Annotated in this window: 5 protein-coding genes; 1 reads left to right on the top strand and 4 read right to left on the bottom strand. The window is 58.9% G+C overall.

The window, feature by feature from the left end; genetic code table 11:
- Positions 1–41 precede the first annotated feature (41 nt).
- The 4 genes from HYZ49_00415 to HYZ49_00400 form a co-directional block, all read right to left on the bottom strand.
- Positions 42–1,472, bottom strand: coding sequence for a hypothetical protein (locus tag HYZ49_00415; GenBank protein ID MBI3240746.1), 1,431 nt, complete (start codon positions 1,470–1,472; stop codon positions 42–44).
- 350 nt (positions 1,473–1,822) lie between these two features.
- Entirely contained in the window at positions 1,823–2,689 is an 867-nt protein-coding gene (locus HYZ49_00410; GenBank protein MBI3240745.1) for a thioesterase family protein, read from the bottom strand.
- Between the two features lie 15 nt (positions 2,690–2,704).
- The gene (locus tag HYZ49_00405; protein ID MBI3240744.1) at positions 2,705–5,404 is read right to left on the bottom strand and encodes a hypothetical protein; all 2,700 of its coding nucleotides are present in this window, start codon (positions 5,402–5,404) and stop codon (positions 2,705–2,707) included.
- A gap of 77 nt (positions 5,405–5,481) precedes the next feature.
- On the bottom strand, positions 5,482–6,552 hold the full coding sequence (locus HYZ49_00400) for a glycosyltransferase (GenBank protein MBI3240743.1): 1,071 nt from the start codon (positions 6,550–6,552) through the stop codon (positions 5,482–5,484).
- Positions 6,553–6,913: 361 nt separating this feature from the next.
- On the opposite strand from HYZ49_00400, the gene HYZ49_00395 reads away from it, so the two are divergent.
- Positions 6,914–7,294, top strand: coding sequence for a hypothetical protein (locus tag HYZ49_00395; protein MBI3240742.1), 381 nt, complete (start codon positions 6,914–6,916; stop codon positions 7,292–7,294).
- Positions 7,295–7,334: the final 40 nt, after the last annotated feature.

Genomic DNA, 7,334 nt, shown 5'->3' with positions numbered 1-7,334 from the left:
GGACAGCCGAAGGGCACCGCCTGCCCACATATCCACAGCCCCTACGACGACGATGGTATCCACCCAATCTCCCGCAAGGGAACAAATTGCACCTTAGCCCAAGCCCTTTTTGTGTCTTGACAAAGGGGGCCACTATAGTTGAGAAGCCTGCTCTCATTTGCATCTGTGCAGTTGCTGTGAGTAATTTGCTCCGAGTCAGCGTTGTATCCCAGGCGATATTCTGTTCCGTTCTCGTCTTTGATTAGCCAGTATTGTTTTATCTGGTTGGGTGCGGCTGTGTCATTGATGCGCTTGATATACAAATTGCTCTGTTGTTGAGTGTAGTAAACACCTGAAGTGGCCCCGGCTGTAGCGGCAAGCAACTTGTAGCCGGTGCCATTGAAGAGCAGGGTAAACCTGTCTGTGCAGTCAGCCAAACTGCCGTTGCTATTACCGGTAATAGGGCCGTTCGCAGTATTTGGGCCTAAGTCGCGCACGATTTCGATTGTATTCAGCGACCACCCATGCCCCACCCAATCCGACTGATACCAAGCTTGCAATCCCGCTAGCTGTTGATTGTTATAGGCCAGGCTCAAGTTCGGTTGCAACCCATCCGGCCCGGGCGGTACAGCTATTGGATAGTTGTAGGTTGCCGCCCCAGTAAAAGTGTCTACCTGCGGGTCGCTATAGAGGAGAGACCACCCTGGATTAAAATCTCTGCTGACTCCAAAAATACTGAAGTGATCTACCCGGGCCTTGATTTTCAACGCTCCATCGGCGCTATCCAGGGCGAACGGGACTGGCTCCCAAAGTTGGGTTTGCTCGTTGAAATAGCCAAACCGGATAGTCCGGCCATCCACTTCCCCTGGCCTCAAACCTAACGGCGACAAATTAATCGTGAAGTCCAGCATTTCGGTAAACTTGGTGACGGCTTGCCCCTGATTTGGCCCGTTCGCTATCTGCGCCGTGACTTCGAAGGCAAAGATCGCCTTCTGGTTGCCTTTGGCGTCAAGAGGCGGCTGGGCCAGAGGTTGGTAGTTGACAGTGATAGGTTCAACCGCCGCACCGGCAGGAAAAGCAATGCTGACGTTGCCATCAGTGGAAGCAAGAATGCCGCCGGCAGTCACAATTTCAGTTCCGGCCCTCAACTTGCTAAATGGTGTTGCGGTTGGAGAGGGGATGTCTGTTGGAAGAGCAGTCGGTGTTTCAGTTGGAGGCTTTGCGGTAGCAGTGGGAGTTTCGGTAACAGGCGGTGTCTCTGTCGGCGTTTCAGATGGAATGTCGCTGGCGACAGCTGTAGACACAATATCAGTCGGCAAAGCTGTTGCCAATGGGTCAGGCGTTGCGGTGTCAGTTGGCAAGGCCAGGGCGGCTTGCGCCACCACTGAGGTGGACTGCAACACCAGGGCCAAGATAATAAGCAAGGAGACAAGGCGATGAACGAAAACGGCAAACTGCTTGACTTGACGACGCGAGACGGTCAGGTGACGCATAGGTATCTCCTCTGCTGGTTGCAAGGTGTGTTCGATTGAGTTTCGCTAACGACAAAAGGCACATTCCGCTGTTAAGCAAGCGGAATGTGCTGTCACTCAGGTATTCTGTTGGGTGGCGTGAAGTTGGCGGTGAAGCGTGAGGATGTTAAAACTAAATCGCCGGGAGTGAAGAGTGTGAGTGAGTGAGTGAGTAGAGTTTCATGCTAGCCTTCTCGATGGAGGTTATCGCAAGAAAATTTTTGAACTGCTCGACCGCTGACACACTACAACAAAACGTTTCACCGAGTCAAGCATTGGCGAAAATTTTAAGCCGACTCAGTACATTGTCACGTATTTGTCACGGTACATTGTCATGCTTCCACCATCTGCTCCGCAAAATCCGCCAACCACTCCGGCGGGATGGGTGTGGGGCGGCCAGTGGCCGGGTCTACAAAAACCCAAAGGGTTTGGGCGCGGGCGACGGTCTCCCCGTCGGCCATTTGAATCAGATAATGCCGGGTGGCCTGAGTCTCTTGCGCATCGTCAACGAAAGTAGTAATCGTCAACTCGTCGTCCATCGTGGCCGGCTGCCCGAAAACAAGGTGGTGCTGTTTGGCAAAGTAGGCAAAGCCAAAGTCTTCGGCGCGCTTCATGGGCCAGCCAACATACTCGGCAGAGTCCATCACCACTTCTTCAAGCAGGCTGAGAATGTGGGCGCTGTCCATATAACCCAACGGGTTGAGGTGGTGCCAGCGCACGCGGCGGCGGCCGGTGAAGGCGCCACGCGGCGCGGGCGGCGGTTCAGGGTAAGGCTCGCGGGCCGGCGACTCGGGCGGCATGTTGTTTGGGAAGAAGGCTCTGATGATCGCGTTCGGGGTCGGAGCCGACTCCAGGGTGTCAACGCCGATGAAATCCCAATCGCTGAAGACTTTGGCCGCTAACTGGCCGGTGCCGGCGATGATCAGCTCTTGTTCTAAACTCACATCGTCATTTCGCCAGTCGCTCATTCGGGTGATGACGTTCAGCGTTTCGCCATATTCGACCGGGCGCAGATATTCGATGCCAGTTTCCTGAAGCATTAATCGGGTTGGGCCGCTCGTTGGATCATAGCCGCCGCCGACGCACGCTTCGAGCGCGGCCTGCGTGGCGTAACGCAAGTAGTTGGCGTTGTTGACGTGGCCGTAAGGATCACATTCGTAGAATCGAATTGGGAAAGTGGCAGTGAAGGTGTGAGGCATGAACAGAAGCTCCTTTCAAATCAACTTATCTTTTATCTTCGCCGCAATATCGCCCAGGCCGAGGAAGTGCGCCGTCAATTCTAACTCATGCGCGCCGGGCGCGAGCGGGTGTCCGCGGGCGACGATGGTGAAGCGCTCGTTCGACGGAAGCTCCAGCGGCGCTTGCGGAGTGATGGTCGAAGCGCGGCGCGACTGGCCGCCGAACACCAGCTCGACTTGCGCCGGGTCAACGGTCTGCCCGTCCACGCGCAGTTCGCTCAAACTTTGCAAAGTCACCGGCATGGCCGGGTTGCGCAGGCTAAAGGCAAAGCCGTCTTCGGTGTGGCGCAAACTGCCGCTTTGATACACCTTGTTCAAGAGCAAGCCCGGCACGCGGCGCGGCGCTTTGTGCTCGCGCCGGACCGCGCCGGCCCGAAAGTCAAAATGGTTCTCAGCCAGCAGGCGGCGGCCCTGCCTCACCTGCGCCCGCAACGTGTACTCGCCTGCCCGGTTCAGCGGCAACTTCAGCAGATTCACTAATCGTGATCCTTCGTCGGCGCGCGTCAGAGTTGTGGTGAGGCGGCGAGACAAGAGCCGCCTGATCCAGTTGAGACGCGGCGAGTCGCGCCGCTCGATCCACGTTGTCACCGCCACCTGGCCCCCAAGCCGGTAATCGTCGTTGACCAGATAGAGGGCGACGGCCAGAGTCGCCCCAACCGGGTACACCAGGTGGAAGCCGCCTTCCACGGTGAAGCCGGGTTCAACATCAAGGCTGAGGTGAACCGGGCGCGAAGATTCGGCCAGCGCCTGATAGCCCGCTTTCGGCAGGCGATAGTAGTCCAACACCGACCAGGTAATGGCCGGCCAACCGTCGGTGAAAAGAAAATGGATGTAGCCGCCGACCGGATCGAACTTCTTCCGCCGCCACTGGTCAATCGCATATCGAATGAAGAAGGCTTGATACTCTTGACTGGCGGCAACGTAATCTGCAAGTGAAGTGAACTGCGGCGGCGCGCCCACGCCGGGGCTGGCCCAGAACACCGCTTGATAGCCGGCGTGCGCCCAACTCGGATCGTCGGAGTCTACGGGCCAGTCCGTGTTGGCAGTCGCCCAAAACGGCGAGTCGAGGTTGGGCAGGGCTTGCACGCCGAACTCGGTGGGAAAGGCCGGGCGCAGGTTGCGGTTGTCCGGCCAGCCGCCAGTGTACCAGCCGTGATACAGATGTTGATCGTATTCGCCCGAAGCGGCGATGACGGGCCGGGTGGAGTCCAACTCGCGGGCGCGGGCGGCGGAAGCTTCGTCCATTGGCCGGTTTACTTCAGCGTGGTGAACGTCGCCGCCCAGGAAACTGCCATCGGGCGTCCAGGGCGGCTCGTTGTGCATTGACCAGAGAACAACGCTGGGGTGCGAGCCGAGCAGGCGCACCATGTCTTCCACTTGAGCCTGCACGCTGGCGCGAAAGGCAATGTCTTCGTCCGGCGGCAGGTCGAAGGCGTACGTCCAGATGAGGGGAAAGTCGCACATGACCATCACGCCCAACTCGTCGCACAGGCGGTAAAAGTCGGGCGGGGCAACGTGGGCGTGGACGCGCAGGAGATCAAGGTTGGCGTTGCGGGCCAGGTCGAGGTCGCGGCGCAAGCCTTCGGGAATGACTCGGTTGAGGTAGAAATCGGAGACGTAGTTACTGCCTTTGGGAAAGATTCGCCGTCCGTTGAGTTGCCACTCCCAGCGGCCAGGCTCAATCACGGCTCGCACGCCCCTGACGCCGAAAGATTTGGTTATTGGTAATTGGTTATTGGTTAGTGTGAGTTGCGCCTGGTAGAGGCATGGCTCGCCGTGAGTCCAGGGGAACCAGAGACGGGGATTGGGTAGAGTCAGGTTGAATTCAAGAGTCTGGTGTTCATTGCCGGCCAGGTTTAGCGCCTGCTTGTAGAGCGCGCTTCGCGTGCCATCTCGCTCTACAAAATTGTGCGGGGCGATGTTCAACGCAAGTTCGGCGCTTTGCGAGTCGGGGGTGAGATTGCGCGTGGCGATCACAACTTTCAAGTTGGCCGCCTCAGCGCGCCCGCTTTGCCAATTGGGGTTGATCACTTCTGGAAAGATGTTGAGGGACTCGATCAGCACCGGGCCGGTGGCGTGCAGGCTGACGGGTTGCCAGAGGCCGATGGGAACCGTCCACTCGGTGGGCGGCGGCAGGTTTGGATAGAAGGCCGACGGATAGGGCTTGCAGTCCCAGTCGGCGAAAATTCCGGCGACGGCGGTTTTGCGCCGGAACTCTCCGGTCTCGATCGGGAAGCGGCAACGCACGGCCAGCACGTTTTCGCCCGGCTTCAACAAGTCGGTGACATCGAATCCGAACGGTTGAAAGTAGCCTTCGTGCAACCCCAGTTCAACGCCGTTGAGCCAGACGCGGGCGCGGTAGAACGCGCCGCCGAAGCGGAGAATGACTCTCTCCCCTCTCCTGTCGCCGTGCTGTTCGGCGACGGCGCGCAAGCGGGGGCCGGGGGTGAGGGCAAAATGGCAGCGATACCAAAGCGTGTCCTGCTCGGCGGTGGAGTGGCGCAGGTGGGGCAGACGAACAGTTTCCCATCCAGAGTCGGCGAAACCGGGGTCGGCGTAGCCAAGTTCAAGTCCCTGCCCTTCGTGCGCTATGGCAATCCGCCACTCGCCATCCAGCACTTGTGGCAAGCCGGGCAATGGCGCCAGCAGAGACAAGGGAGTGTTTCGCAGAGACATTCACCACGAAGGCACGAAGACTCGAAGTGTCACCAAGAAAAAAACTTGGTGTCCTTTGTGGCTTCGAGTCTTGGTGGTTAATCGTCGTCCTCAGGCGGGTTAGACGAGAGTCGCGAGCGAAGCCAGTTGAGGTCGAGCAGGCGGACGCTCTCTTGGATGGGCCGGGTTTGCAGTTTGGAGAGGGTGGCGCGCAGAGGGCGGCCTGTCTTGCGAATGAGAGCCAGGCGGCGCAGAAGGTAGTGCTGGAGGTGATCCAGGTCGGGCGGGTCGAGCGGGAGGTGAAAGCGGCGGCGAGCCGCGCCTATCCACTCGCGGCTCATCAGCTTGTCGAGCCGGCGCAGGTTGGCGGCGCTGAGGCGGTTGAGCGGATTCTCAAAGTGCCCCAACTGTTCGCGCAGTTGAGTAATGTCAATCATGCGGCGGGCCGAGGCCGGCGCTTGCCCGTGTGTGCCGAACTCATATTCAAACGGCATCGAGTAGATCGGCTTGCCGGCCAGGGCGTGCATTTCACACCACAGATACTTGAAGGCCAGCTTGGTGAGGCCCTCTTTCTCCAAACGGCGCATTGAAACCGGAATGTGGGCCCCGGTGAGCACGCCGAACTCGCCGTGTTTGGCGGCGCGCTGGACGTAGTCGTGGTCTTCGGCCAGCTTCACTTGTTCGTCGAAGCCGCCGATGGCGTCGTGCACTTCGCGCTTCACCAGAATGCAGAAGCCGGGCGCGTGCGGCGAGAAGGGCTGAACGATTTGCAGATAAAGATTAGTGGCTTCGGCGATGAGGTGATCCGAGGTGCCGGCGTCCTCGTCGAGCGGGGCCATGAGGCAGGTGGCGACGACGTAGCCTTCGCGCCTGAACTCGGCCAGCGCCCGGCCAATGAAGTTGGGCCGGGGCAGAACGTCGGCGTCGAGGAAGAATAAGAGATCGCCGGTGGCGACGCGCGCCCCGGCGTTGCGGCCAGGGCCAGGCCGCCCGCCGCGCACGACGGTTGCCCCTTTGGCCCGCGCCAGGTCCTGCGTGCCGTCTTTCGACCCGGCGTCGGCGACGATGATCTCGTCGGGCTTGCGGGTCTGGGCGTTGAGGGCGTCGAGCAGGGCCGGGAGCGACGAAGCTTCGTTGAGGCTGGGAATGATGATGCTGAGGCGAGTCATGGGCTTCTCCTGAATAATCTTCTTGGCCGCGCGCCGACGTAATCTTAGCGCAAATAAGCTTTTTACACGATCTGATCATAGCGCGGCTTCCAGCCGCAACCAAAAGGGGGTCTCCCGGCTTGAGCGTGAATTGGGACGCAGACGCAAAGCGCGCAGATGAACGCAGATTTTGTTTTTTATCAGCGAAAATCAGCGCGCAGAGCGTCTGCGTCCCAAAACTTTTTTTCACGTTAAATCTGGTAGAGCCTTTTTTTCTTTATCTGCGTAAATCCGCGTCCAATAATCTTCGCCGCCAGCGCAGTTCTTGCGGGGTAATATTATATAATTCGAGGCAATACCAAACGCTTGATAAGGAGTCCCTATGTCCAAATTCGTTGAGTTTCCACTTGAAGGCGGCGGCACGATCTTGATTGAAGCCGAAGACGACAACAAGGCGACGGGCGGTTTCGTCCGTTCCGGGGCTGGCGACGCGGCGAAGGAGGCCGCCGAGCAAGCCAGGCAATCGTTCGATGCCGCCATTGACAACGTGCGCAAGTCGGCCAATTTGCTGGTGACGAAACTGCGCGACCTGAGCGAGCCGCCGGACGAAATGGAAGTCACGTTCAGCCTCAAGGCTTCCGGCGAGCTGGGCAACATTGCCGTTGGCAAGGCCGGGGCCGAGGCGAATTACAGTGTGAGGTTGACGTGGAAGAAGGAAGGGAAGGAAAACAAGGACGGGAAGGAAAAAGGGAAGAAGGAGTGAGCGGCTGTTTGATAGGTGGCAGTTCGCGAAGCGTGCCACC

It is taken from the genome of Chloroflexota bacterium (genome assembly GCA_016197225.1).
GTDB lineage: Bacteria > Chloroflexota > Anaerolineae > Anaerolineales > VGOW01 > VGOW01.
This window is presented reverse-complemented; position numbering and strand designations above follow the sequence as displayed.

What these genes read in the sequence shown, in the direction of transcription:
- HYZ49_00415 (MBI3240746.1), bottom strand. Translation starts at nt 1,472, where the DNA reads ATGCGTCACCTGACCGTCTCGCGTCGTCAAGTCAAGCAGTTTGCCGTT.
- HYZ49_00410 (MBI3240745.1), bottom strand. Translation starts at nt 2,689, where the DNA reads ATGCCTCACACCTTCACTGCCACTTTCCCAATTCGATTCTACGAATGT.
- HYZ49_00400 (MBI3240743.1), bottom strand. Translation starts at nt 6,552, where the DNA reads ATGACTCGCCTCAGCATCATCATTCCCAGCCTCAACGAAGCTTCGTCG.
- HYZ49_00405 (MBI3240744.1), bottom strand. Translation starts at nt 5,404, where the DNA reads ATGTCTCTGCGAAACACTCCCTTGTCTCTGCTGGCGCCATTGCCCGGC.
- HYZ49_00395 (MBI3240742.1), top strand. Translation starts at nt 6,914, where the DNA reads ATGTCCAAATTCGTTGAGTTTCCACTTGAAGGCGGCGGCACGATCTTG.